This window comes from Streptomyces sp. NPDC055243 (genome assembly GCF_044544025.1).
Classification (GTDB): domain Bacteria; phylum Actinomycetota; class Actinomycetes; order Streptomycetales; family Streptomycetaceae; genus Streptomyces.
Genome location: NZ_JBITWR010000008.1, coordinates 102224 through 126496, shown reverse-complemented (window position 1 = coordinate 126496; position 24273 = coordinate 102224). Strand labels below are relative to the sequence as shown.

Annotated in this window: 24 protein-coding genes; 13 read left to right on the top strand and 11 right to left on the bottom strand. The window is 71.0% G+C overall.

Features of this window, described 5'->3' with window-relative positions; genetic code table 11:
* Window positions 1–165: 165 nt before the first annotated feature.
* Entirely contained in the window at window positions 166–1092 is a 927-nt protein-coding gene (locus tag ACIGXX_RS23710; RefSeq protein WP_351168168.1) for a bile acid:sodium symporter family protein, read from the top strand.
* Window positions 1093–1179: 87 nt separating this feature from the next.
* Here the strand turns inward: ACIGXX_RS23710 and ACIGXX_RS23705 are convergent, their stop codons facing one another.
* The 5 genes from ACIGXX_RS23705 to ACIGXX_RS23685 form a co-directional block, all read right to left on the bottom strand.
* Window positions 1180–1638 (bottom strand): nitroreductase family deazaflavin-dependent oxidoreductase, encoded by a 459-nt coding sequence (locus tag ACIGXX_RS23705; protein ID WP_351168166.1) that lies wholly within the window; start codon window positions 1636–1638, stop codon window positions 1180–1182.
* A 181-nt stretch (window positions 1639–1819) separates the two neighbouring features.
* Entirely contained in the window at window positions 1820–2554 is a 735-nt protein-coding gene (locus tag ACIGXX_RS23700; protein ID WP_366463094.1) for a hypothetical protein, read from the bottom strand.
* A 164-nt stretch (window positions 2555–2718) separates the two neighbouring features.
* Window positions 2719–4107, bottom strand: coding sequence for an MFS transporter (locus ACIGXX_RS23695; RefSeq protein ID WP_399978463.1), 1389 nt, complete (start codon window positions 4105–4107; stop codon window positions 2719–2721).
* The gene (locus tag ACIGXX_RS23690) at window positions 4104–6128 is read right to left on the bottom strand and encodes a PEP/pyruvate-binding domain-containing protein (RefSeq protein WP_399978460.1); all 2025 of its coding nucleotides are present in this window, start codon (window positions 6126–6128) and stop codon (window positions 4104–4106) included. Before ACIGXX_RS23690 ends, ACIGXX_RS23695 begins: the two co-directional genes overlap by 4 nt.
* Complete coding sequence (locus ACIGXX_RS23685) at window positions 6125–7498, bottom strand: acetyl-CoA carboxylase biotin carboxylase subunit family protein (RefSeq protein WP_399978458.1); 1374 nt, start codon at window positions 7496–7498, stop codon at window positions 6125–6127. The genes ACIGXX_RS23690 and ACIGXX_RS23685 overlap by 4 nt, the downstream gene beginning before the upstream one ends.
* Window positions 7499–7864: 366 nt before the next feature.
* Between ACIGXX_RS23685 and ACIGXX_RS23680 the strand changes: the two genes are divergently transcribed.
* Window positions 7865–9160, top strand: coding sequence for a PAS domain S-box protein (locus ACIGXX_RS23680; RefSeq protein WP_366463091.1), 1296 nt, complete (start codon window positions 7865–7867; stop codon window positions 9158–9160).
* Between the two features lie 132 nt (window positions 9161–9292).
* A complete protein-coding gene (locus tag ACIGXX_RS23675) occupies window positions 9293–9685 on the top strand; it encodes a hypothetical protein (protein WP_351168283.1) in 393 nt (130 codons plus the stop codon).
* A gap of 99 nt (window positions 9686–9784) precedes the next feature.
* Here the strand turns inward: ACIGXX_RS23675 and ACIGXX_RS23670 are convergent, their stop codons facing one another.
* Window positions 9785–10354, bottom strand: coding sequence for a TetR/AcrR family transcriptional regulator (locus ACIGXX_RS23670; RefSeq protein ID WP_351168156.1), 570 nt, complete (start codon window positions 10352–10354; stop codon window positions 9785–9787).
* Between the two features lie 115 nt (window positions 10355–10469).
* Between ACIGXX_RS23670 and ACIGXX_RS23665 the strand changes: the two genes are divergently transcribed.
* Complete coding sequence (locus tag ACIGXX_RS23665) at window positions 10470–11480, top strand: NADP-dependent oxidoreductase (RefSeq protein ID WP_399978454.1); 1011 nt, start codon at window positions 10470–10472, stop codon at window positions 11478–11480.
* An 87-nt stretch (window positions 11481–11567) separates the two neighbouring features.
* Here the strand turns inward: ACIGXX_RS23665 and ACIGXX_RS23660 are convergent, their stop codons facing one another.
* Window positions 11568–12320, bottom strand: a complete 753-nt coding sequence (locus ACIGXX_RS23660) for a TioE family transcriptional regulator (RefSeq protein ID WP_399978451.1) — start codon at window positions 12318–12320, stop codon at window positions 11568–11570.
* Between the two features lie 58 nt (window positions 12321–12378).
* Between ACIGXX_RS23660 and ACIGXX_RS23655 the strand changes: the two genes are divergently transcribed.
* From ACIGXX_RS23655 to ACIGXX_RS23630, 6 genes are all read left to right on the top strand, one after another.
* Entirely contained in the window at window positions 12379–13581 is a 1203-nt protein-coding gene (locus ACIGXX_RS23655) for an erythromycin esterase family protein (RefSeq protein WP_399978448.1), read from the top strand.
* Between the two features lie 254 nt (window positions 13582–13835).
* Window positions 13836–15440 carry a SpoIIE family protein phosphatase gene (locus tag ACIGXX_RS23650; protein WP_351168281.1) on the top strand — a complete coding sequence of 535 codons (1605 nt, stop codon included), beginning with the start codon at window positions 13836–13838 and terminating at the stop codon, window positions 15438–15440.
* A complete protein-coding gene (locus tag ACIGXX_RS23645) occupies window positions 15437–16531 on the top strand; it encodes a cobalamin-dependent protein (RefSeq protein ID WP_351168148.1) in 1095 nt (364 codons plus the stop codon). The genes ACIGXX_RS23650 and ACIGXX_RS23645 overlap by 4 nt, the downstream gene beginning before the upstream one ends.
* Window positions 16528–16965, top strand: coding sequence for an STAS domain-containing protein (locus ACIGXX_RS23640; protein WP_383822096.1), 438 nt, complete (start codon window positions 16528–16530; stop codon window positions 16963–16965). The genes ACIGXX_RS23645 and ACIGXX_RS23640 overlap by 4 nt, the downstream gene beginning before the upstream one ends.
* Before the next feature lie 58 nt (window positions 16966–17023).
* Window positions 17024–17518: a MarR family transcriptional regulator gene (locus tag ACIGXX_RS23635; protein WP_361471289.1), complete on the top strand. Its 495-nt coding sequence runs from the start codon at window positions 17024–17026 to the stop codon at window positions 17516–17518.
* A 76-nt stretch (window positions 17519–17594) separates the two neighbouring features.
* Complete coding sequence (locus ACIGXX_RS23630) at window positions 17595–17963, top strand: VOC family protein (protein WP_399978442.1); 369 nt, start codon at window positions 17595–17597, stop codon at window positions 17961–17963.
* Between the two features lie 3 nt (window positions 17964–17966).
* On the opposite strand, the gene ACIGXX_RS23625 is transcribed toward ACIGXX_RS23630, so the two are convergent.
* The 3 genes from ACIGXX_RS23625 to ACIGXX_RS23615 are packed head-to-tail and all read right to left on the bottom strand — an operon-like array spanning window position 17967 to window position 21197.
* Complete coding sequence (locus ACIGXX_RS23625; RefSeq protein ID WP_351168140.1) at window positions 17967–18863, bottom strand: MBL fold metallo-hydrolase; 897 nt, start codon at window positions 18861–18863, stop codon at window positions 17967–17969.
* 50 nt (window positions 18864–18913) lie between these two features.
* Window positions 18914–19879: a D-2-hydroxyacid dehydrogenase family protein gene (locus ACIGXX_RS23620; RefSeq protein WP_399978439.1), complete on the bottom strand. Its 966-nt coding sequence runs from the start codon at window positions 19877–19879 to the stop codon at window positions 18914–18916.
* Complete coding sequence (locus ACIGXX_RS23615; protein ID WP_366463084.1) at window positions 19872–21197, bottom strand: MFS transporter; 1326 nt, start codon at window positions 21195–21197, stop codon at window positions 19872–19874. The genes ACIGXX_RS23620 and ACIGXX_RS23615 overlap by 8 nt, the downstream gene beginning before the upstream one ends.
* Window positions 21198–21395: 198 nt before the next feature.
* Between ACIGXX_RS23615 and ACIGXX_RS23610 the strand changes: the two genes are divergently transcribed.
* Window positions 21396–21998, top strand: coding sequence for a TetR/AcrR family transcriptional regulator (locus tag ACIGXX_RS23610; RefSeq protein WP_399978435.1), 603 nt, complete (start codon window positions 21396–21398; stop codon window positions 21996–21998).
* Between the two features lie 96 nt (window positions 21999–22094).
* Here the strand turns inward: ACIGXX_RS23610 and ACIGXX_RS23605 are convergent, their stop codons facing one another.
* Window positions 22095–22691: a TetR/AcrR family transcriptional regulator gene (locus tag ACIGXX_RS23605; protein ID WP_351168132.1), complete on the bottom strand. Its 597-nt coding sequence runs from the start codon at window positions 22689–22691 to the stop codon at window positions 22095–22097.
* Window positions 22692–22890: 199 nt separating this feature from the next.
* Between ACIGXX_RS23605 and ACIGXX_RS23600 the strand changes: the two genes are divergently transcribed.
* Both ACIGXX_RS23600 and ACIGXX_RS23595 read left to right on the top strand, forming a co-directional pair.
* The gene (locus tag ACIGXX_RS23600; RefSeq protein ID WP_399978432.1) at window positions 22891–23856 is read left to right on the top strand and encodes an alpha/beta hydrolase family protein; all 966 of its coding nucleotides are present in this window, start codon (window positions 22891–22893) and stop codon (window positions 23854–23856) included.
* Between the two features lie 220 nt (window positions 23857–24076).
* On the top strand, window positions 24077–24241 hold the full coding sequence (locus ACIGXX_RS23595) for a hypothetical protein (protein WP_351168128.1): 165 nt from the start codon (window positions 24077–24079) through the stop codon (window positions 24239–24241).
* Window positions 24242–24273: the final 32 nt, after the last annotated feature.

Genomic DNA, 24273 nt, shown 5'->3' with positions numbered 1-24273 from the left:
GACCCCCTCACCCTCGACCCCCGCGCACCGGGCGAAATCGGTCGCCACGGCGGTCTCACTCAACTTCCGGGCGCGGGGCCCCGCACGCTCTGTGCCGCGGCGAGCGTGCGGGAGCCGTTCGGTAAGGTCGTGGACTTTTCGCGCGGCCTCCCGGAGTCTGTTCCCGTGGATTCGCCGCTGACCACCTATCTGCTGCCTGCCGTCCTCGCCGTGATCATGTTCGGTCTCGGACTCGGCCTGACGGTGGCCGACTTCCGCAGGATCGCGGCGTATCCGCGGCCGGTGGCCGTCGCGCTCGTCTGCCAGCTGGTGCTGTTGCCGGCCATCTGTCTGGGCCTGGTGCTGGCCTTCGACCTGGGTCCCGCGCTCGCCGTCGGCATGATGCTGCTCGCGGCCTCTCCCGGCGGCACGATGGCCAACATCTTCAGCCATCTGTTCGGCGGCGACGTCGCCCTCAACATCACGCTGACCGCCATCAATTCGGTCATCGCCGTCGTCACCCTGCCGATCGTCGTGAATCTCTCGCTCGACCACTTCATGACCGGCACGGACGAGGCGCTGGGACTGCGCTTCGACAAGACACTGCAGGTCTTCCTCATCGTGCTGGTGCCGGTCGCGGCGGGGATGCTGGTCCGCCATCGCCGTCCGGAGTTCGCGGAGCGCTCCACGCGGGCGGTCAAGGTGACGGCGGTCGCCGCGCTCGTCGGCATCATCATCGCCGCGCTGGCCGCCGAGCGGGAGAACGTGCTCGGCTATCTCGCCGATGTCGGCCTCGTCGTCTTCCTCTTCGGCGCGATCTCCCTGACCGTCGGCTACGGCGCGACCCGGCTGGCCCGCGGCGATCACCGGCAGTCCGTCGCCACCTGCTTCGAGATCGGCATGCACAACACCACGCTGTCGATGGCGATCGCCCTCAGCCCCTCGCTGCTGGACAGCACCCGGATGGCCATTCCCTCCGCGGTGTACGCGGTGGGAATGTTCGCCATGGCCTTGACCGCCGGCTTCCTGCTGCGCCGCATCGCCCCGGCCGAGACTGCCGCCGCCGTCGCGGGAGCACCTCCGGCGCCCCTCCGAAAGCCTGAAGCCGACTAGGCGGGTGCGCATGCGGTGGGGGTTGGCGGTGGAGGCGGAAGTGTTGCCCCGCCTCACACGAGCCGGCCCCGGCCCCGGCCCCGGAGCCTAAGCCTGCCCGGCCAGGTGCTCGGGTTCGAGTACGAAGACGGGGATCACGCGGTCGGTCTTCTCCTGGTAATCGGCGTACGGCGGATACGCGGCGACCGCCCGCTGCCACCACAGGGCCTTCTCGTCCCCGGTGAGCTCACGGGCGATCATGCCCTGGCGTTCGGGGCCGTCCTGGAGATCCACCTGCGGGGCGGCCTTGAGGTTGAAGTACCAGACCGGATGGCGCGGGAAGCCCGCCTTCGACGCCACCGCCGCGTACCGCCCCTCGTGCTCCACGCGCATCAGCGGAATCTTGCGGATCCTGCCGCTCTTCGCGCCGCGCATCGTGACGATGACGACCGGCAGGCCCGTGTCCCAGAGCGTCGTGCCCTCTGTGCCACCCGAACTCTCATACAGCTCGACCTGTTCGCGTATCCACTGCGCCGGACTCGGGTCGTACGGGCCCTCAAGAGGCATCGCATTCACCGCCGTTGTCGTGTGCGGATTATCTCGGGACAGTCCAACACAAGCTTCGCGCGAAGGGGAGACCGCCGTTCCCGCTCTGTCCGACCCGCGCCAGACTCTGCCCGACCCGCACCAGGCCCACGTTTCCCCGACGTCATCCCCCCGGGGCTCTCCCCGGCGCCTTCGGTGAGCTCTACGGGGTCTGCGACGCGGGGTGGGCCAGGTCCTTGAGGGCGGTGGGGGTTTCCAGGCCTCCGAGGGGGTGCCACGTGTTGCCGGCCTGGGCCGTGAGCACGATCAGCGCCGCCACGAAGGTGAGTGAGGCCAGCACGAAGGAGCCCTGGAGGACGTAGGGGTCGTTGGGGTCGGTGCGGCGCAGCAGGAAGAAGGCGTGCACGGCGGGGGCTGCCGCGCCGAGGCCGTAGCACCAGAGAGCCAGGTGGTTGACCGTGGTGCCCAAGTGGCGACGGGCAGCGGGAGCGTGGGCGAAGAGGTCGTTCAGATGAGTGCGGACGGCCGTCTGGAAGGCGGGGTCGCGGCCGATGTCGCCGACGCGTGTGCGGTCGCGGACATGCTGGTACCGGCCGATGGCGCGGAACGCGGCCGCGGTGACCGGGTGCGCCGGCTCAGCCGCGGTCTCCGTCAGCTTCATGCCGTCCCGGTCGAGCAGCTTGTCCTCGCTCATCAGACGGACGGCCACCGCGGCCGCGCGAGAGGAGTTCAGCAGCAGCCTGCCGGGTTGGTGGTCGGTCGAGCACAACGGTTCGGAGGTGCTCAGCAGGTCCGCGTGGTACGCGTCGAGCCCCGGCCAGGCCCGCACCTGCCGGACCGTCCGAGCCTCCACCGACCGCCGCCACGGCCGCGTCACCAGACCCAGCACGATGTTCACGCCGGCCAGCGAGACCAGGCAGGTCATCAGCATCTCCATGGACACGACGATCGATGGCGCGATGTGCGGCCCGCAAGACCCGGGTTCCTACCGGCGCTCCAAACGGGGCCGCGTAAGCCCCGACAGGGTCATGATGACCCTGCCCCGCTGACACACGTTCCCCCAGGGCGCTTACGTCAGCGGGGCAGGCATCCACGCCGCGGCTACATGTCCGACCGCGGTCTGCCGCGCCCGCCTCCGGCCAGCCGGTTCGCGTCGGCTGCGTCATCCACGGCAGTTGTGTCGGGCACCCCGGTCTCGGCCGGGAGCTCCGTTGGTACCGGCGGCTCCTGGCCCCGCTTCACCACCCCGCTGCGCAGCAGCAGTTGGAAGGCTCCGAGCAGTACCGCCGTCGCGAGCGCGCTGTGCCACAGCAGGGCGTCCAGGTGTCCGGCGGAGAGGTAGGCGCCCGCGGCGACCGCGGCCAGGGCGCACACCGCGCGGTCCACGATGCTCTCGATCGACAGCAGCGTGGCGCGCGGGGCGTGCGCGGGCACCGCGTCGTTCACCAGCTTGCGTTGGATGGGGTACGCGAAGCCGGTCGCGGCGGCGAACAGGCAGAGCAGCGCGACCACGGCCCACGGCCCGCCGAGCGTCATGGCCGCCAACGTGCCCGCGAGCGCGAGGCTGAGGATCGAGACCCAGGCCACCGGTGGCAGACGGCGGCTCAGCCACTGGGGGCGGGCCGAGGCCACCGCCTCCGCCACCGTCATCGCGGCAAGCACGCCGCCGTGCGAGGCCTCCGCGATGCCGTGGTCCAGCAGGATCGGCTGGAAGAGGTTGACCTGGCAGATCCGCGAGAGCGTGAAGACGGCGACGCCCTGCACCATCACCAGCGCCAGCCACCGTGAGGAGGCGACGCAGCGCAGCGCGGAGCCCGCGTCCCGCAGGAAAGCGCCGCCCCTGCGCCCTGCCGCGGCCTTTTCCGCGCCGCGGCCCGGCCCCGCGAGCCGGGGCAGGGCGATGGCGCAGGCGAGGGAGCCCGCCGCGCTGGCGGCGCTGAGGACGTACGGCGCCCCGTGGGCGAGGGCCATCAACGGGCCGACCAGCGGCCAGCACACGACTTTCGCGGCAAGGCCCAGGGCCCGCGCGGTGCCTTCGGCCTTGAGGTAGTGCTCGTCGCAGTTCTCGGCCCGCAGTCCGTCGTACAGATAGGCGCTCGCCGCGCCTGAGGTGAGCGAACGGCCCGCGGCGATGGCCAGGAAGTGGACGAGGAATCCGGTGTACGAGGCGCTGATCACCGGTGCCAGGTTCGCCGCCGTCATGACCACCGCCCCGGCCCGCAGGCAGTTGCGGGTGCCGATCCGGTCGGCGATCAGCCCGGTCGGGATCTCGAACAGGCAGAAGGCCACGTAGTAGATGCTCTGGATGCCGAAGATCTGCGCGTCCGTCAGGCCGGCGGCCTTCTGGTAGGCGTAGAACACCGGCATCCACCACAGCAGGTTGAAGAGCAGCTGGAAGCCGTAGTTGAGCCGGATGATGCGGCGGGCTGTGTCCGTCAGGCCGCCGCCCCCCTCCTTGCCGGGACGCGCCCGCCCAGGTCGCGGGCTCACAGCGCGTACGGGCGGATCTGGACCAGGCGGAAGTCGCCCCGCTCGGTCATCAGCCACTCGATGTCCAGCGGCTTGTCCACCTCACCACCACCGAGGTCCGGCCCGCTGAAGTGGGACTGCAACAGCCGCCCGGTCAGGGACAGGTCGGCGAGCCGGGCGCGGGTGGCGGCGGACAGCGCGTCGCCCCAGGAGCCCAGGGCGACGGTGCGGCCGCCGCCCTCCACCGTGTTGTAGAGGTACTGCTGCGGCAGGACCGAGCCGTCGACCACCTGCTCGGGGGAGCCGGGGGAGCAGTTGAGGTAGACGTTGCGGAAGTCCTCGCGGCGGGTGGGGTTGCACGTCACCAGGACACCGCCGAGGGAGGCGGGCACGTACTTCTGGATGATCACGCCCATGTAGGTGTCGTCCAGGGAGATGCCCACCTGGTGGCGCAGGCGCACGCTGCGGGGCGACACCAGGGAGGCCCACACCTGCCGTACGGCGTCCAGGAGTTCGCCGGTGCCGTGCACGGTGGTGACGGAGTCGTAGACGCCCGCCGCGGAGAAGCCCGGAAGGTCCTCGGCGTTGGACGAGGAGCGCACCACCAGACGCGGACGCGCGCCTTCGCTGGCGGGAAAAGCCTGGCTGATCTGTCGGGCGACCGTCTCGGGGAGGGGCGTGTGCCGGATCAGGTGCTGAAGTTGCAGGCACAGCGCGTCCAGGACGTCGGTGGCATCGAGTTCGAGCGCCATCTTGAGCTTGCCGATGCCCTGTTGGAGGGCGGGGGAGGAGGCGAGGAAACGCTGCTGGAGCGCGAAGGGCAGCGCGACGCCGTCCGGCGCGCCGACCGTCCGGGCCACGAAGTCGGCGGCACCGGCGCGCAGTTCGGCCGTGGAGGGCGCGTGCAGGCCCAGCCGGGCCGCGAGGTGCCCGTGGAGGTCCTGGCGCGGCGGGCGGGGCCGGCCGTAGAAGGCGGTGAGATCGGCCGTCCTGCTGTCGAGTACGTGGTGCAGCTCGCCGAGGTTGGCCGCCTTGGTGCCGTACCGGTCCCGGTCGCTACTGCGCAGCCGGTGCAGGGACAGGACCGGGGTGTCGTCGAGCAGGGGCGGTTCGAGGCGGATGCGTTGCTGGTGCCAGGCCGGGGCCTGCAGGTCCGGCTCGTGGTCCAGCCGCTCCAGGGAGATCTCGTCCTCGCGCACGCGGTAGCGCACCCACGCCTCGTCCAGGCCGTCCCGCTCGACGAGGTGGTCCAGGTCGCGCACGATCGCGTTGGGTATGCCCCAGCCGGAGGCCAGGACATTGGTGTGCGACAGCGGGGTGATCGGCGCGGTGTTGAGGAAACCGGCCACCCGGGGCACGTCGTCGGGCAGGCATGGCATGGCCACGATGTCCGCCCAGCCGAGCAGGTCCTCCGCCGCCGCGTACTGCTCGGGCGTACGGAAGTAGCGCAGTCGCCCGGTGGCCTCGCCGACGTTCAGCGGCGTGCGGGTCCTGGAGCCGAAGAGCTCATGGCTCAGGATGCGCGGCACGCGCAGTTCGCTGATCGCCGTCAGCGCCTCCTCCTGCCCGTGGTTGGCGGGCTTGAGCAGGACCGGCAGCCTGCCGTCGACCCGGACCCGGACGAACTCGTAGAAGAGGCAGAGCAGTTCGCCGTGCATGGTGTCGGCTTCGGTCGTCTCCAGGACGAGGAAGGTGCGCTCGGGGCCCTCCGCGTCCTGCTCGGTGTGCAGGGACAGCACGCCGAGCAGGAAGCGGCGCCCGGGGTCCATGTAGACGGAGGTGTTGAACGCGTCCAACTCCGCGTCCAGCGCGGCCAGGTCCATGCCCAGGATGCGGGTGGCGATGTAGTTGACGTGGAAGGGGTGTGCGGCCGTGTCGAGGAGGTGCCAGGTGTTCTCGGCACGGTCGACGACGACCTTGAGGTAGGGGTGACCGGCCAGGACGCCCGAGAGCGTACGGAAGAGCGGCAGGGAGAGGTTCTCGCCGACGACCGTGCGGTCCGCGACCGGTTCGGCGGCGCCGCTGAACAGCTGGGCGGTCATCGGGACACCTGCGCGGGCTGTGCGGCGGGCAGGACGCGGGGCAGGGCGTCCACCAAGGTCTCGAAGTCGCGCAGCACGGTGGCCGGGTCGGTGGCGGAGAGCAGGCACAGGGCCGCCATGGTGTTGGCGCCCGCCGCAGGGTCGTAGACCGGCACGACGTCGCCGTCGGCGAGCGAACTCTCCGCGACCACCGACAGCTCGCTGCCCCCGCTCAGTGCCACGTCCGCGGTGACCGCGGAGAAGTCCCAGACCTTGCGGCCCGGCCAGGCCTTCCCCTGTCCGTCGACCGCGAGGACGACCAGGGAGCCCGCCGCGCCGCGTGCCTGTTCCGGCGTGAGGGCCTGCTCGGGCCACGCGACACGGTGGCCGAGGAGGTGGTCGACGAGCATGCCGACCAGGTCCAGCCCGAAGACCTCCTCGATCTGCGGCACCGTCATCGCGCCGCCGAAACGGGCGGCCGTCTCGATCAGCCACATGCTGCCGTCCGCGCCGAGCTTGATCTCGGTGTGGATGCCGCAGTCGCGCAGGCCGAGGGCGTCGACGGCCTCCCGGGCCAGGGCCACGATCCGGTCCTGGGCGTCCGGGGGCAGCAGGGCGGGGGTGATGCCCGCGCGTTCGGTGAACGGCTCGACGGTGGGCATCCGGCCGCTGAGGCACACCGGGTGGAAGACGCCGTCCGCCACGACGCCCTCGACGCTGACGTAATCGCCCCAGCCGGGTTCGTCGAACCAGTCCGCGGCGGTGCCGGTCACGATCTGCTCGACGACGAAGTCCGTGTCGGCCTCGGCGACATGCAGCTCCGCGTACCCCAACTGGGCCGATTCGGCCATCACTTCCCGCGAGCGGTGCCAGGCGCCGGACACCTCGTGGGGGGAGCGGATGATCTGGTGCGCGGTGGACCCCGCGCTCCAGGCCGCCTTGAGGAGCAGCGGGAAGGGCAGGGCATCGGCCGCCGCGTGCAGGTCCGCCTCCGTGGCGACGGGGCGGAACGCGGGCTGCGGCAGGGCGTGTCGCTGCCAGGTGCGCCGCATCAGACGCTTGTCGCGGGCGAGCGCGGCGGCGCTGCCGGCCCCGGCCAGGCCGAGCGCCTCGCAGGCCTCGGCGACGGCCACGACCGCGTACTCGGAGAAGGTGAGCACCGCGTCCGCGCCCACGGCCCTGGCCTGCGAGACGATCAGGGACACCAGGTCGGAGCGCTGCGCATCGGTCGGTGTCACCACCGTGGCGCACAGGCTGTGGGCGGCGCCTGCCACGGAGGGAGGAAGAGCGCTGAGCGCCAGCAGGTGCACTTCCGCCCTGGCGGCCGTCCGGGACAGGACGTGACCGAGCGGCGGACCACCCTTGGCATGCACTAACAGCACCTTGCTCACTGAAGTTCGTCTCCATTCGTCCGGTTGGTGCGTCTCGTCGTACGGGTCGGTGACGCGCGTAGAGCGCGGGGGAGATCACCCCGTGTCCATCGCGGGGCGTGTTCACCCGCACACTCAAGGAGACCAGGCGACAGGCGCCCGCGGCGCCACGGGGGACTCCGTGGACTCAGGCAAATGCCTGAGTACCAGCACGCGTTGGGCCGCCCGCGGGGTGCGCGAGGGATCACGGGCCGACGCGCGGTCGCGCCGTCGCACTCGGGCGGCCCGCCACTTCGGCCGAGAACCGAGCATGTGCGCGACCGGGACGGGATACGCATCGCGTGGTGACTGTGCGTCAACCAGCCGTATACGGACGGAGAGACCGCTGTGGACGATGCCAACCTCAAGGCGCTGCTCGAGAACCTTCCCGTGTTCTGGTGGGAGGTCGATCAGCCGTGGCAGGTGCTGGAGAGGGGAGGCGGCGCCTTCGCCGACACCGGCACGGCGCAGCGCTTCCTGGAGCGGATGCACCAGGAACTCTCGGCCCCGGGGCACCCACCGCAGCAGGGCTGCTGGCAGGCCCGGTTCGACGGCCGCACCTTCGACGTGAGCTCGTCACTGGACGAGAACCACGCCCCCAGCCGTACGCGCGGCCTCGCGGTGGAGGTCGACGCCCACCCCACCGCCCCGCGCCGGTACGCCGCCTTCGCGGACCTCGTCGACCTGGCCCCGGCCGCCGCCTTCATCCGGGACCGGCACGGACGCTACCTGTGGGCCAACCACGCCTACGCCCACCTCTACGGCACCACGCCCCAACAGCTCGCCGGCAAGTGCATCGAGGACTTCGACGCCCCCGCCGAGGCCGTCCAGTTCCGCGCCCTCGACCAGGAGATCCTCACCCGGGGCACGCCCGTACGCCACACCCTCGGCTACCGCCGCCCGGACGGCAGCGTCGGCCAGGCGGTGGGCCACCGCTTCCCCGTACGGGAGAACGCGCAGACCTGCGTCGCCGGGATCTACGTGGACATCACCGACCACCTCCGCGCCATGGTCCAACGGCGGGAAGCCGAGGAGAACCTCCAGGCGCTGCGCGACCACAGCGGCGTGCCCTGCGCACTGCTCTCGGCCAACGGGCGCGTGCTCGAGGCGAGCGCGGCGGCGGCCGAGCTGGTCCAGCTCAGCCTGCCCCACCTGGTCGGCCGCCGCGCGCACACCCTGCTCGCCCCCACTCCCGAGCTCGACCGGCTGCGCCGCGGATGGAACGGCCTGATAGCCCGCCGCACCAGACGGGTGGAGACCTCCGCCGTGCTCGTCGACGCCCAGGGGCGCCAGCGCCGCGCGCAGCTCCACCTCACCACGGTCGGCCATACCGCCGCCCGCGCCCGGCACGTCTGGGCCGTCGTCACCCATCAGAGCCTGGCCCACGAGGCCCACCCCTCGCTGACCGCCGCCCAGATCCGCATCCTGTCCCTCCTGGCGGAGGGCAGCAGCAACAGTGATATCGCCGCCTCGCTGAAGCTGTCCCGGCAGACGGTCGACTACCACCTCAGCCGCCTGCGGGACATCCTGGGCGCCGCCACCCGCCCCGCCCTCGTCGCCCGCGCCTACGTCCTGGGCATCCTCGCCCCCCGCGCCTGGCCCCCGCGCTCGGCCACGGCGGCGCATCCGCTCAGTACGGCCTGACGGGGACCTGACGGGGACCTGACGGGGACCTGACGGGGAGGAGAGGCTGGTCGGCCCGGCCTGGTTCCGCCTGGTGGGGCGTGACCAGAGCGACGATCCGGCTGTTCGCGACGCCGATATGCTGAGTCCGTGATGATCAGGGGGAAGGGCGGGCAGTGGCTTGTCGCCGCCCTGACCGCTTGTGCGGTACTCGCCTCAGGGTGTACGGACTCGGTCGACGCCGACGAACTGCCCGGCGTGTACCGCAACGACGCGACCGGCGGCGAGATCCAGCTGGAGTCCGACGGGGCGTTCTCCGCCACTGATGTGTCGACCGGCGTGCTCCCCGGCCCCGCCGACTTCAGCGGCCGCTGGGAGTTCGTCGACAACGACGCGTCCAGCGACTTCGTCTACCTGACGGTCGACGACGGCGGACTCGGCAAGATCGGCGGCATCCAGCTCTACCCGGGCGGCCGGGAGACGGTGGAGTTCCGCACGCCGGACAAGCCGCCGTCCCTGGTGCTCACCCGGGTGGCAGCGCCGTAGATCCCGCGTTCCCGGTCCAGGTGAGATCTGGTCCCCGTGCGCGTGTGGGTCGCCGGCACCAACTGACGCACATCGCCCCCTGCTGTCCGGCCGGGCAGATCACTGTGCCGGTGGTGGCGCCTCTGCGGACGTCAGAATCGCGCTCGCGACAACCGCGAAGAGGCGATCGGCGCGGGACGCGAGCGAAGGCTGATCGCCGAGCCAGGCGAGCGCCGCGATCAGCGCGAACAGATCGGTGCCGTCGATGTCGGTCCGCGCCGTGCCCGCGGCCTGGGCGCGGGTGAGGAGACGCGCTCCGGCCGCGCGCAGGGTGACGCACGAGGCGTGGAGCGCTGATTCGGTGTCCTCGATGGCGGCTGCCATCAGCACGGTCACGCCCCGGTACTCGGTCGTCCACGCGACGCAGTCGCGCAGCCATGAAGCGAGAGCGTCTTCGGGCGAGTTCGACGTCTCGAGTTCGGCTGCCTTGGCCGTCAGTTCGTCGAAGCTCGTGCGGAGCAGGGCCTCGAGCAGGGCCTCGCGCGTGGGGAAGTGCCGCAGCAGAGTCGCGAGCCCGACATCGGCCCTGCGCGCGATGTCGCGCAGCGACACGTCGACGTCCTGCTCGGTGATGGCGGTGCCCGCTACTGCGAGCAGGTGGTCGCGGTTCTTCCTGGCGTCGGCCCGCATCTGTCCCTCTTGCTTGACTATCCGGATCAGTGGTCCATATATTCGGATCAGTGGTCCACTTATGTGGATCGCTGATCCGAATAAGCCTATCCCGCAGCGCGGGCAGGAGAAGACGATGCCGACACACACGATGAGGGCGATCCGGCTCCACGAGCACGGCGGCCCAGAGGTGCTGCGCTACGACGAGGTGCCGATTCCCGAGCCGGGGCCGGGCGAGGTGCTCGTTCGCGTCCACGCGGCCGGCATCAATCCTCCCGACTGGTACCTGCGCGACGGGATGTCCAATCTGCCTGAGGAGACGAGGCCGAAGTTCAGCCTGCCCGTGATTCCGGGGACCGACCTGTCGGGTGTCGTCGAGGCCGTCGCCGCGGACGTGGACGGTCTCGCCGTCGGTGACGAGGTCTTCGGCCTCCTTCGCTTCCCCAGCTTCGACGGCAGCACCTATGCCGAGTACGTGGCCGCGCCCGCGTCGGACCTCGCACTCAAGCCGCCCGGTATCGATCACGTGCACGCCGCCGGGGCGCCCATGGCCGGGCTCACCGCATGGCAGTTCCTGATCGAGCTCGGACACGATCACCCGTCGCCCTTCCAGGCGGCGAAGCACCGCCCGGTGCCACTCGACACCGACACGACGGTGCTCATCAACGGCGCCGCGGGCGGCGTGGGGCACTTGGCGCTCCAGCTGGCGAAATGGAAGGGTGCACAGGTCATCGCGGTGGCATCGGGCGCCCATGAATCGTTTTTGCGCGAGCTCGGCGCCGACCAGTTCATCGACTACACCAAGAGGCGCCCCGAGGAACTCGTGCGCGGCGTCGACCTCGTACTCGACGCCGTCGGCGGCCCCGACAGCAGGCGCTTCCTGCGCACGCTCAAGCGCGGCGGCTCCCAGTTCCCCGTGTTCTTCGGCGAGTTCGACGACGAAGAGACCGCGAAGCTGGGCGTCACCGTCACGGCCACCCAGGTCCGCTCGAACGGCGCGCAACTCGCCGAACTGGGAAGCCTGCTCGACGCGGGCACGGTTCGCGTCGCGATCGACAGCACGTTCGCGCTCGCGGATGCCCGGGCCGCGCACGAACGCGCTGCCCGAGGGCACATCCAGGGCAAGATCGTGCTCACGGTCGCTTAGGGGCGAGCTGCTCGACCGACGCGCCCCTCGGGCGCGCGAGCAGCGGCCCGGCCCCCGGAGCCGCGCCGACGGCTGACGGACACCGGCTCAGCCGTGCTCGTGCAGGTACGCCTCCAACTGCGCGGCCCCGGCCAGCATCGCCCGTCCGCGGGCGGACAGCCGGCCGTGCCAGTCGCGCAGTGCCGCCTCCAGCGGCTCCAGCCCGCCGGCCGCCCGCACCTGGGCGATCAGCGGGGCGATCTGCTCCAGCAGGTGGCCGCCCCGCCGGAGTTGGTGGGCCAGCCGGGCGTCTCGTACGTCGGCCTCGTCGTAGACGCGGTATCCGGTCCGCGGATCGCGGCGCGGGCGCACCAGACCGGCGCGCTCCCATTTGCGCAGCGTCGCGGGCCGGATGCCGAGCTGCTGGGCCAGCGGCCCGATGAACGTGGAGCCGGGCGGCCCGGACACCGCGGCCGGCTCCGGTCCCGCACCGGGCCCGGGCGCCGGGGCGGGCTCCAGATCGCGCAGGGCCTTCTCCACGGCCTGGAGGGTCCGCCGGTCGTCGAGGAGCTGGGCGTGACTCTCGTCGATGCGGTGGAACGCCTCGTCGGCCGCGCCCTGGTTCACGGCCCGCATGATCGCCGTCGCCGTCGCGTGGCCGTGGCCGGGAACCAGGGCAAGGAACGCGCGCAGGGCCCCGGCGTGCAGCGCGGTATAGGTGCGGTAGCCGTGGGGTGTGCGCTCGGCGGCCGGAAGGATGCCGGCCTCCTCGTAGTTCCTGACCGCCTGCGTGGACAGGCCGTGGCCGCGCGCCAGGTCGATCGGCCGGAGTCGCCCACCACTTTGAAGGTTTTGTCCCATGCCCCTGCCGATATCGCGGAGAAGTTTCAACCGAGGGTTCAACGATACCGTTTAAGGCATGGCTACTGACATCCAGGACACCGTCCACGCCGTCGAGGCTGCCGCCGTCATGAGGCTGCTTGCGGCCCGACCCAGGCTGCTCGCGCTGGGCGAGCCCACTCACGGCGAGGACGCTCTGCTCGAGCTGCGCAACGACCTCTTCCGGCAACTCGTGGAGCAGGAGGGCTACCGGGCGATCGCGATCGAGAGCGACTGCATGATGGGCCTGGTCGTGGACGACTACGTCACCTCGGGTACGGGCACTATCGACGAGGCCATGGAGCACGGCTTCAGCCACGGCTGGGGCGCCTCCGCGGCCAACCGCGAGCTCGTGCGCTGGATACGGGCCCACAACCAGGGGCGGCCCGCCTCCGAGCAGGTCCGCTTCGCCGGTTTCGACGGCCCGCTGGAGATGACCGGTGCGGCGAGCCCGCGGCAGGCCCTCACCGCCCTCCACGCCTACCTCGCCGACCGGGTGGACGCGGACCTGCTCGCCTGCACCGCGCAGACACTCGACGGCCTGCTCGGCACCGACGACCGGTGGACCGACCCCGCCGCGATGATGGATCCGGCCCAGTCCGTGGGGCAGTCGGCCGAGGCCGCTCGGCTGCGGCTGCTCGCCGACGAACTGGCGGCGCTGCTCGAAGCACAGCGGCCCCAGCTGAGCACGGCGACGTCGCGCGACGGCTGGGAGCGGGCGTGTCTGTACGCACGCACCGCCACCGGCCTGCTGCGCTACCACCACTGGATGGCCGACACCTCACCGGCCCGACTGACCCGACTGGCGGGCCTGCGCGACCAGATGATGGCCCACAACCTCCTGGCCCTCGCCGAACGGGACCCGGCCCTCATCCACGCCCACAACAGTCATCTCCAGCGGAACAAGAGCACGATGCGCATGGGCGGGCTGCCGCTGTCGTGGTGGGGCGCCGGTGCGCTGGTGAGCGCCCGGCTCGGCGAGGAGTACGCCGTCGTGGCCACGGCCCTGGGCACGATCCGGCACCAGGGAGTGGAGGCCCCGTCGCCGGACAGCGTCGAAGGGCTCTTGTACGCGCTCCCGGAGGACCGCAGCGTCATCGACGCCCCGCGGCTGGCGGCCACTCTTGGCGACGCGCTGCCCGCACAGCGCGTATCTCCCTGGTTCGGCTATGCCCCGCTGGACCCGGCTCACCTGGCGGACAGCGACGGGATCGTGTTCGTCAAGGACGTTGCACAGGCCTGAAGCCGGCGCCGCGGGGCAGCCGGTCAGCGTGCCGGGGAAGCCGGGGAAAGGCGTTGGGCAGGAGCGGTGCTGTCGGACAGTCAGAGTATTTCGCCGGTGCGGGGGGCGGTTGCCAGAAGGGTGCGACTTGGGGGATGGTTGCCTAAAGGCAATGTTTCTACGAGTTGATGAGGTGAGGGATTCGCCCAGCGAGTCCTCCGTTTTTGGTCGCTACCCGAGCGCAGACCGCCGCCAGTTCCACGCTCAGCTCTCCGCTGGGCCATGCGCCCTACCCCGTCCTCGTCGCTGACGCCAAGGGCGCCGTCCTGCTGCGCAACGAGGCGGCCGCCCTGCTCCTGCCCGGGGCCCGCCCCGGAACCGCGTTCACGGACGTGGTGCCCGAGTGGCTCTCCGCTGCGCATGACGCACTGCGGGTGCCCGGCCGGCCCCCTGCTCAAACGGCGGGCACACCGGTCTCGGGCGTGATCGGCGACCGCAGTTTCGAGGCGCACCCCAGCGCGCAGGGCGATGGCACCGTGGTGTGGTGGCTGGTCGACGACACCGACCACCAGCTGGTGCGGGACGCCCTGCACATGGAGCGTGAGCGGACCGAGTTCCTGGCCAAAGCGTCCAACCTGCTGCTCTCCTCCTTGAACCTGGAGCGCTGCATGGACGTGACGGCGGAGCTGGCCGCGGAGTACCTCGCCGACGCCGCGCTGGTCATCGCGCCCTCGCGCGGGCAGCGGCTGCCGGTGATGACCTGCCTGCACGGCCACAGCCCCGTCCGCTCCCAGGAGTCGGCGGACCCGGACGACGTGCCCGGTCTCGGCGAGGCCCTGCGCGGCTTCCCGCCGGTGCCGTCACGATGGATCGACCCCTCGGTCGCACCGGACTGGATGGTGCCCGAGGGCTTCGGGCCGGTCGGCTCCATAGTGATCACCCCGCTGCCCGGTCACGGCGTCGCGGCCGGCGCTCTGGTCCTCCTGCGCAGCTCCAGCACGGCGGCGTTCACCGATGGCGAGGAGGTCTTCGCCCGGCTGTTCGCCACGCGCGCCGGGGCGGCCATGTCGGCCGCACGCCTGTACGCGGAGCAGACCTCGATCACCGAGGTCCTGATGCGCGAGCTGCTTCCCCCCGCGCTGCACCAGATCTCCGGGGTGGACTTCGCCGGCGGCTACCGCCCGTCGGAGGACCACGAACGGATCGGCGGGGACTTCTACGACGTGCACCCCGCCGTCGTCGAGGGCGACGCGTCCCTGGTGGCGCTGGGTGACGTCTGCGGCAAGGGGCTGGAAGCCGCCGTGCTGACCGGCAAGATCCGCAACACCCTGCATGCCCTGCTGCCCATGGCGGACGACCACCAGCGGATGATCAGCTTGCTGAACACCGCTCTGGTCAATTCCCACCACACCCGGTTCGCGACGCTGGTCCTGGCCTCTGCCATGCGGGAGGGCAACGAGGTGAGCCTGCGGCTGACCAGCGCCGGTCATCCCGCTCCGCTGATCATCCGTAGCAGCGGTGCGGTGGAGGAGGCCGAGACGCGCGGCACGCTGGTGGGGGCGATTCCCGAGGCCCGGGCCCACACCGCCGCCGTCACGCTCGCGCCCGGCGAGTCCTGCGTGCTCTACACCGACGGGATCACCGAAGCCAAGGGCGGACCGATGGGCGGGGCCGAGTTCGGGGAGCAGCGCCTCCAGCGCGTCTTGACCGAGTGCGCGGGCATGCCGTCCGAGAGCATCGTGGAACGCGTCCAGATGCTCGCCTCCCAGTGGGTGGGCAAGGGCCGGCACGACGACATGGCCGTCGTGGTGATCTCCGCGCCCCGCACCCACCATCTCAGTGCGGTGGACGGCCACACTCGGGGCAGGTACACCGCATGAGCATCCGTACTCCACACCGAACTCCGCCCGACATAGCAGTCCAGGATCTGGCCGACGCACTGTGGGACGCCGTCGCCGTGGCCGACGAATACGCGGCCACCAGCGTGGTGCTGCGCGCTCTGGACGAGGGCGTCGCACCGGAGAGCGTGCTGCTGAATGTGATCGCGCAGGTGCAGGGCAAGGTCGGTGAGGAGTGGGCCGCCAACCGCCTCAGCGTGGCCCAGGAGCACGCCGCGACCGCCATCAACGAGCGGGCCGTGGCGGCACTGTCCGTGCATCCGGCGGCGCGCACCACCCCGGACCGGGGCAGGATCACGGTGGCCTGTGTGGACGGCGAATGGCATGCGCTGCCCGCACGCCTGCTGGCCGAGGTGCTCAAACTGCGCGGCTGGCACGTCGATTACCTCGGCGCGCAGGTCCCCGCCGCCCACCTCATAGCCCATCTGCACCGCACCGACGCCGACGCGGTCGCCCTCTCCAGCTCGATCGCGGCCCGGCTGCCCACCGCGCACGCCGCGATCACCGCCTGCCAGGCCATCGGCGTACCCGTACTCGCCGGCGGAGCCGCCTTCGGACCCGACGGCCGCTACGCCCGCCTGCTGGGCGCCGACGCCTGGGCCCCCGACGCCCGTGCCGCGGCCGACCGGCTCGCCCGGCAGCCGCTGCCGCGCCCACAGCCCGATCACCAGCCCATCGACGACCTGCCCCACCTGGACGACCAGGAATACACCCTGGTGTCGCGCAGCACGACGTCCCTGGTCCGCACCGTCTTCACGTCCCTCGAAGACGCCTTCCCCGCCATGCGCACCTACAGCGACCAGCAGCGTGAACGCACCGCGGAAGACCTCGCGCACATCGTCGAATTCCTCGCCACCGCCCTGTACCTCGGCGACGAGGACCTGTTCACCTGGTTCATCACCTGGACCTCCCAGATCCTCACCGCGCGCGGCGTGCCCGCCCACAGCCTGCCGCCGGCCCTGGCCATCCTGGCCCGCGAACTCAAGGATTTCCCCAGAGCCACCCGCATCCTCGAACACGGCATCGACGCCCTCACCCCCCACCACCGCACCACCGCCGGGAACTCCGCATGACCACGACGCCCCCCTCCCCCCTGCGCCTGACCACCGTCGACACCGAGGACACCGTTCGCATAGAGGTGCACGGGGACCTCGACTACGACAACGCCGACCACCTCCTGCACGCCGTCACCACCAAGATCGCGCAACACCCGCGCCTGCGCGATCTGCATCTGCACTGTGCGGGGCTCGATGTCGTCGACTCCATGGGTCTCTCGATCCTGCTGATGATCCACCGCAAGACCAGCGCCGCCGCCGTCCGGCTCCATCTGGACGACCGCACGGCCAAGCTGGACCGGCTCCTGCGGCTCACCGGTACCCTGGACCACCTCACCGCGCCCCTCACCGACACCGCGAACTCCCCCCTCGGCAGTAGTACGGCAGAACCCCCGATGACCAGCGGGGAAGCGAGACCGGCCCGCCCCACAGGACCGGATCGCACCACCTGACGCCACTCCATCCCCGACCAGGTACGGGGAGGGAGCCAGACCCACTGACGGGGCGCACATGCCAGCATCAGAGTCCACCTCACGCCGGTTCTCCCACGAGGCCACCCGGTCCGCCAGCAACATCGTCGAACTCCTCGACGTGATGTGGGAACACGCCAGGGAATCCACCACCACCGCCCCCGCCTCCACCTCGCAACTGCGCCTGATGTACCTCGTCGACCGCGACGAGGGGATACGCATGCGGACTCTGTGCAAACGGCTCGCCACGGCCCCTCCCTCCGTCACCCGCATGTGCGACCGCCTGCAAGCCATCGGCTTCCTGGAGCGGCTGCCGTCTCCCGCCAGCGGACGGGAAGTCACCCTGCGGCTGACCCCCGAGGGCAAGGTTCACCTGCAACGCATCCGCGAGCAGCGCGAGAAGACCCTGCATCACGCCATCAACGCCCTGACCCCGGCCGACCGCCGCGCCCTGGCCAAGGGACTCGCAGGACTCCACACCCAACTCACCGCGGACGCCGACGAGAGCAGACCCGGCTTCGTCACGGTGGCCTGACCCTGAGCCCGAGGGCATGTGCCGTCAGAAGCCAACTGGGCAACAGTCCTCCATGAAGACCCAACCGCGTTTCACGTTGACCGCGACGACTGTCGACGCGCCGGGCGCCCGAGCGCTCGCGCGTTTCTACCAGGCCCTGCTGGGATGGCCGGTGGCGAAGAAAGAACCGGACTGGGTGGAGATCGCGCCGCCGGGCGGTGGCACCGGCCTGTCGTTCCAGACAGAGCCGTTCTTCACACGTCCCCAGTGGCCTTCCGCTCCTTCCGGGCAGCAGATCATGATGCATCTGGACATCGAGGTGGACGATCTGGCGTCAGCCGCCGAGTTCGCCCTGGGGCTGGGAGCGACCCTGGCCGACTTCCAGCCCCAGGAGGATGTACGCGTCCTGCACGACCCGGCGGGCCACCCGTTCTGCCTCTGGGTGCGGCCCACCTCGGGCGCCTAGGCCTCAGTCCTCCCAAGGGCGCCAGCGGCCGGTGTCGTCGACGGTGCCGAGTTGCTGGTCGGCGAAGTGCACACCGAAGCCGAAGACGTCGTCCTGGGCCATGAACTCCACGAGTCGGCGGCGTGATTGCTCGGCCTGGGCGCGGTCGTGGTCGAGGACGACCTCCCAGTCGGGGTGCTGGATCTGGACGGGGGAGTGCATGGCGTCGCCGAAGGCCACGATCCGGCGGCCGTCACCGGTGTCGAGGATCCAGGCCGTGTGCCCGGTGGTGTGTCCGGGCAGCGCCCAGGCGTGTACTCCCTCGGCTATCTCCGTTCCGTCGGCGACGGCCGTGGTGCGTTCGCTCTGTCCGGCGAGCCGGGGGCCGGAGGCGGGGTCCAGGCCCTGCAGTTCTCCCTCCCCGACGATCCAGCGTGCGTTGGGGAACAGACTGCGCGGGTCGTCGACGGCGTCCGGCCGGGCCCATCCCGTGTGGTCGTCGTGCAGGTGGGTGAAGGCGACCGTCTCCAGCGTGGCCGGGTCGACGCCCAGGCGTCGCAGGTGATCGGGGAGGGCCTTTACGTGATCGAAGCCGTGTTGGAAGTGTTCGGGGTCTTCGCCCGAGATGCGGCCGTGGCCCGCGTCCAGGAGCAGGCGCTTCCCACGACGCTCGACGAGCAGCGCGCCGCATCCCATGGCCAGGTGACCCGCGTCCGTGATGTGGGGGCCGTGGCCCGTCCAGTCCTCGTCGGCGGATTTCGGGTAGACCCGGGTGGGGATCATGTGGACGCCGGCGTCGGGGACGTAGGTGATGGTGAGGTCGCCCAGGGTCCGCGTCCACAGCTGCGGCAGGCGGCCCCCCGAGTCGTCGGCGGGATCGTGCTGCGGGTGGGCGGTGGTGATCTGCTCGCTGGTGGTCATGGTGGGTCCCGTTCCTTGTTCGTGTGTGGGGCGGGTGGGGCGTGGTGCGCTCATGGCGTGAGGACGCGGACCGGTTCGTCGGCGGCGTAGGCGAGGATGTCGCCGAGCGCGTCGCCGTAGAAGATCTCGTAGGCGTCGGCGGTGACGTAGCCCAGGTGCGGGGTGAGGACGGTTCGCGGAGCGCTGCGCCATGGTGAATCGGTGGGCAGTGGCTCGGTGACATGGACGTCCAGGGCTGCGCCGCCCAACGTTCCGGCGTGCAGCGCGGCCAGCAGTGCCTCCTGGTCGACGACGGGCGTCCGGGAGGTGTTGATCAGCAGCGCGTCCGGCCGCATGAGGGCGAGTTCGTCGGTACCGATGAGGCCGACGGTGCGTGGGGAGAGCCGCACGTGCAGCGTCACCACGTCCGAAGTCGTCAGCAGTTCCCGTTTGCTGACGGGGGTGACGCCCAGTGCTTTCGCGTGCCCGGCATCGAGGTGGGCGCTCCAGGCGACGACGTCCATGCCGAAGGCGACCCCGACCTGGGCCACGCGACTGCCCACGCCGCCAAGGCCGACAACGCCCAGGCGGGCGCCGTGCAGGTCACGCCCCACGGTCCGCTGCCAAGCGCCGTCGCGCAGGTTGCGGTCCTCGGCGGGGAGCGAGCGGGTCAGGGCGTGCAGGAGACCCCATGTCAGTTCGGCCGTCGAGGTCAGTCCCGCGGCGCGGGTGCCGGACACCACGATGCCGAGCCGCGCGGCAGCGGCCGTGTCGATGGCCGCGTTGGCGGGGCCCGTGGTCACCAGCAGGCGCAGGTTCGGCAGCCTGTCGAGCACCTCGGCAGGGAAGGGGGTGCGCTCGCGCATGGCTACGACCACATCGAACGGCTCCAGCGCGGCGATCACTTCCTCGGGGCCGCCCAAGTGCTCGAAGAAGTACGTGAGGTGGGCGCTTTCGGGCAGGGAATCCCAGGCGGCGTACCGGTGCGCTGTGTGCTGGTAGTCGTCCAGGATCGCCACTCGGCGGATCTCAGGCATGAGCGGTCTCCTCGGCGTGGGTGTGGGTGCGGTCCGCGCGGGCGCCAGAGGCACGGGCCGCGTGGAGGTCTTCGTCCGCCGACGGGTCGGCGAGCGGTTCCGCGGGGCTTGGGCGGAGCAGTTCCAGGGACCAGATCGCGAGGCCGATCAGCGCGATCACCGCTCCCAGCGCGGAGACCCCTGCCCAGCCCACGAGCGGATACAGCGCGGCCGTCAGTGCGGACGTGACGGTACTGCCGGCGAAGGCGGAGACCATGAGTGCTGTGGTGACCCGGCTGCGTGCGTGCGGGATGCGGCGGTACAGGACGCTCTGGTGGCTGATCAGCAGTGCCTGCTGTGCCAGGTTGAGCGCCACGATGCCGACCATCAGCGCGCTCAGACCGAGCGGGCCTCCCAGGCCGGCGAAGACGAGCACGCCCCAGCTGCCCGTCAGCACGATGAGCCCGCCGGTCGTCACCTGGCGGCCGCGGCCGCGGTCCGCCAGCCGGCCCGCCACCGACGCGGCGGCGGCCCCGACGACCCCGACCAGCCCGAACAGGCCGATGATCGCCGGACCGTAGCCGTAGGCGGGGCCGGCCAGCAGGAAGGACGATGCGGTCCACAGGACCGTGAAGGCGCCCATGCCGACCGCGGCCAGAGCCATGCGCCTGCGCAGCAGCGACTCGGTGCGCACCAGAGTCACCACCGAGTGCAGCAGCCGGGGATAGGGCGTTCTCGCGGTGGGCGGTACGAGAGGCAGAACCAGGCGCAGGGTGATCGCGAGCACCACCATGACGCCCGCCGCGAAGACGAACACCAGGCGCCAGTCCCCGAATTCGGCCAGCAGCCCGGCAACCGTCCGCGCGAGCATGATGCCGATGAGTAGACCGCTCATGACCGTGCCCACCACCGCGCCGCGCTCGTGGTCGGCGGCCAGAGAGGCGGCCATGGGCACCACGATCTGCGCCACGGCGGAGGTCACCCCGACCAGCGCGACCGAGGCGTACAGCGCACCCAGCGAGGGGGAGGCCGCCGCACCGAGGAGAGCGACGGCGCTCAGGGCGAGCAGCCCGCTCACCAGCCGGCGCCGCTCCAGTACGTCACCCAGGGGCACCAGCAGTGCCAGCGAGAGCGCGTACCCGATCTGCGAGGAGGTGACGATCAGACCTCCCGCCCCCTCGGAGACGCCGAGCGCTTTGGAGACGACGGGCAGCAAGGGCTGCGCGTAATAGATGTTCGCGACGGCCGCGCCGCAGGTGACCGCCAGCAGCAGCGTCATCGCGCGGCTCAGCGGGGAACGGGCGCCCGTGTCGCCCTTGCTGGATTCTGGATCGTTCATGCCGAAATACTCTTCCTGGCTTGGCATGCAGGTCAAGCTATTTCGGATCGATTGATCCATAAGTGATCAGGGTCACTGTGGGTCGACGGCGTGCGAGCACTTCGGCACTTGGCGCTTTGTGGAGCAGTTGGTCCAATATGGGAGGCGGGGGAGTGCTCCCCATGCCCGAACGCTCGTCTTGTGACGCAGGAGGTCCCTATGCCGCCAGCCGGCCGTCCCCGCGCCTTCGACATGGAGGCCGTACTAGAGGCTGCGATGCTGCTGTTCTGGGAGCAGGGTTACGAAGCGACCTCGCTGGCGCAGCTGCGAGCCGCCACCGGTCTGTCATCCGCGAGTCTGTACGGCGCCTTCGGCTCGAAGGAGGCGCTGTTCAAGCAGGTGGTCGAGCACTACATGGAGGGGCCGGGCGGCGCCGTCGACGTCATCGAGGACGAAACGATCAGCCCGCGCGAGGCCGTGGCCGGCCTGCTGCACCGCTCGATCGACATGCAGGCCGACGCGTCCCACCCCACCGGCTGTCTCATCGCCCTGTCCGGCACGATGCGGGCACCGGGGGAGGAGCATGCCGGAGTGCGCGCGACCGTCGCGGCGCGGCGTGCGGCGGACCGAGTGCGCATCAGGGCCTGCGTGGAGCGGGGCATCACCGCGGGTGAACTCGATGCCGACGTCGACGTCGAGGGGGTGACCACCATGGTCCACGGCTTCCTCCTCGGCCTCTCCACGCAGCTGCGCGACGGGGTGGCAGCGGCGACTCTGCACGCCGCGGTCGACGTACTGCTGCTCAACTGGCGCCGCGCATAGGGCTCGTGGCACGGAACGTCGTCGGCGTGGCGGCTTTACGGCTTGGCGGTGTCGGCTCGTCCGTTGTCCGCTCGGGGGCCCGTCCGGCCGTCGACATCAAGGTGTCTGCGGTTGCTGGAGTCCCTGTAGGAGAAGTGCGACCAGTCGGCGGGGGTCGTAGCGGGGGTCGCTGTCGGGTCCGATGCAGAGGTTGCCGATCCCGCGCATCAGTTCATAGGGCCGCGTACCGGGCCTGATCTCGCCTGCGTCGACAGCGGCGTCGAGCAGCTGCTCGGCGACGGGCAGCAAGCGGTCGAGGAAGTAGGTGTGGAGCGCGGCGAAGCCGCTGCTGTCCGGTTGCACCGTGTTGGCCAGGCCGTGCTTGGTGACCAGGAAATCGACGAAGACGTCGATCCACTGACGCAGTGCCGCGAGCGGTGAGTCCGCGGCGGCCAGCAGGCTCGGACCGGCTTCGGCGCACGCCTCGACCTGGTGGCGGAAGACGGCGACGACGAGATCCGCCCGCGTGGGGAAGTGGCGGTAGATCGTCCCCATCCCGACGCCCGCCTTGGCCGCGATCTCGCGGATCGGCGCATCGACGCCGGAGGTAACGAACACCTCGGCCGCGGCGGCAAGCAGCTTCTGCTGGTTGCGCACCGCGTCGGCCCGCTTGCTGGGGGCCGACACCTCTCCGGACCGGTCCTCGGTGGGCACCACGCACTCCTTCCTGTAGTCGCCGACAAGCCGGAACACTGTTCCGCTTGTCAAGCGGAACAGTGTTCCGTATCGTAAGTGGAGCAACGTTCCGCTTCAGTCTAGCCGAAGCCGGACCTTCCTCCCTGCCTCACGCGCCCCGCCCCATGCGATCGGCGGCAGAGGCCTGCGCAGGGACAACCGAAGGGAAAGACGCACCGTGAGCGCATCGACATCCACGACGACCGACACCCTTGGCCCACCCGCCCCCGTGCTCTCGTTCAGCCCAGTGGTGCTGTCCGTGCCTGGACGCCCCGTTGACCTTCAGATCCGTGTCACCGCACCCGCGACCGGAACCGACCTGCCGGTCATCCTCCTCTCCCACGGACACGGCAACTCGAACCACCTCTCCTCGCTCAACGGCTACGCCCCGCTCGCCAACCTCTGGGCCGAGCACGGCTTCGTCGTCATCCAGCCCACCCACCTCAGCTCCAAGACGCTCAGCCACCTGCATGCGGACACCCCCGGAGCGCCCATGTTCTGGCGCTCACGTGCGGAGGACATGACCCACATCATCGACCGGCTCGACGTGATCGAGAATGCCGTGCCGCAACTCGCCGGGCGCATCGACCACGACAGCATCGCCGCGGCCGGACACTCGCTCGGCGGCTTCACGGTCGGCCTCCTGCTGGGCGCCCGGGTCACCGACCCCGACGACGGACAGGAGGCCGACTTCTTCGAGCCCCGGATCAAGCAGGGCGTGCTGCTGGCCGCCCCCGGCAGGGGAGGCGACATCCTGACCGGGGTCATGGCCGAGCGGGTGCCGGTCTTCCGGACCATCGACTTCTCCGCGATGGCCACGCCCACGCTGGTCGTCGCCGGGGACAAGGACGACTCCCGGCACTTCACGGAGATGGGCCCGGACTGGCACGCCGACCCGTACCACCTCGCTCCCGGCCCCAAGACGCTGCTCACCCTGGTCGACGCGGAGCACGGTCTCGGCGGGATCAGCGGGTACGACGCCGCCGAGACCACGGACGAGAACCCCGAGCGAGTCACCGCGCTCGCACGCCTCACCGCGGCCTACCTCCGCACGCAGTTCCACCCGGACGACGACGCGTGGCAACAGGCGCAGCACGCACTGACCACCGGCCCTGACGCGTTCGGGCGAGTGGAATCCAAGTAGGCACGGGCGGAGGTGACTTGGCGGGGGCTCGGCAGCGCACGACGGGCAAGTCGGCGCGTGGGTGCCCGAGCGGCTTGGGGCGTTGAGGCAAACGGAGTCCCTGCTCGGTGAGCAGGGACTCCTGCTCGCGCTTGTCTCAACGGCCTGTTGTCGCCGCGCGGCCCTGGCGGCAGTCTGATCGTGCACCGAGCGCCCGAAGGCGCGTGCAGGGGGGATGGTCGTGAACTTCTTGTTCGAGTGCGGGTGGTGCGGCGAGGACAACGTGCTGTACGGCGAGCAGACCGGATTCTGGGGGGCCACGTACAGGCTCCCGGAGGAATTCGACTGCTGGGCGTGCGGCGGTACGAGCACCACGCCGGACGGGCCCTGGACCCCTGCCGAGTGAGGCCGGCAGGTCGCGTGAATCGTCAGCGGCCT

Excerpts from the sequence above, each read along its gene's own strand:
- ACIGXX_RS23660 (WP_399978451.1), bottom strand. The coding sequence starts at position 12,320 with ATGGGACAAAACCTTCAAAGTGGTGGGCGACTCCGGCCGATCGACCTG.
- ACIGXX_RS23690 (WP_399978460.1), bottom strand. The coding sequence starts at position 6,128 with ATGACCGCCCAGCTGTTCAGCGGCGCCGCCGAACCGGTCGCGGACCGC.
- ACIGXX_RS23665 (WP_399978454.1), top strand. The coding sequence starts at position 10,470 with ATGCCGACACACACGATGAGGGCGATCCGGCTCCACGAGCACGGCGGC.
- ACIGXX_RS23615 (WP_366463084.1), bottom strand. The coding sequence starts at position 21,197 with ATGAACGATCCAGAATCCAGCAAGGGCGACACGGGCGCCCGTTCCCCG.
- ACIGXX_RS23705 (WP_351168166.1), bottom strand. The coding sequence starts at position 1,638 with ATGCCTCTTGAGGGCCCGTACGACCCGAGTCCGGCGCAGTGGATACGC.
- ACIGXX_RS23620 (WP_399978439.1), bottom strand. The coding sequence starts at position 19,879 with ATGCCTGAGATCCGCCGAGTGGCGATCCTGGACGACTACCAGCACACA.
- ACIGXX_RS23655 (WP_399978448.1), top strand. The coding sequence starts at position 12,379 with ATGGCTACTGACATCCAGGACACCGTCCACGCCGTCGAGGCTGCCGCC.
- ACIGXX_RS23645 (WP_351168148.1), top strand. The coding sequence starts at position 15,437 with ATGAGCATCCGTACTCCACACCGAACTCCGCCCGACATAGCAGTCCAG.
- ACIGXX_RS23640 (WP_383822096.1), top strand. The coding sequence starts at position 16,528 with ATGACCACGACGCCCCCCTCCCCCCTGCGCCTGACCACCGTCGACACC.
- ACIGXX_RS23625 (WP_351168140.1), bottom strand. The coding sequence starts at position 18,863 with ATGACCACCAGCGAGCAGATCACCACCGCCCACCCGCAGCACGATCCC.
- ACIGXX_RS23610 (WP_399978435.1), top strand. The coding sequence starts at position 21,396 with ATGCCGCCAGCCGGCCGTCCCCGCGCCTTCGACATGGAGGCCGTACTA.
- ACIGXX_RS23700 (WP_366463094.1), bottom strand. The coding sequence starts at position 2,554 with ATGGAGATGCTGATGACCTGCCTGGTCTCGCTGGCCGGCGTGAACATC.
- ACIGXX_RS23675 (WP_351168283.1), top strand. The coding sequence starts at position 9,293 with ATGATCAGGGGGAAGGGCGGGCAGTGGCTTGTCGCCGCCCTGACCGCT.
- ACIGXX_RS23635 (WP_361471289.1), top strand. The coding sequence starts at position 17,024 with ATGCCAGCATCAGAGTCCACCTCACGCCGGTTCTCCCACGAGGCCACC.
- ACIGXX_RS23670 (WP_351168156.1), bottom strand. The coding sequence starts at position 10,354 with ATGCGGGCCGACGCCAGGAAGAACCGCGACCACCTGCTCGCAGTAGCG.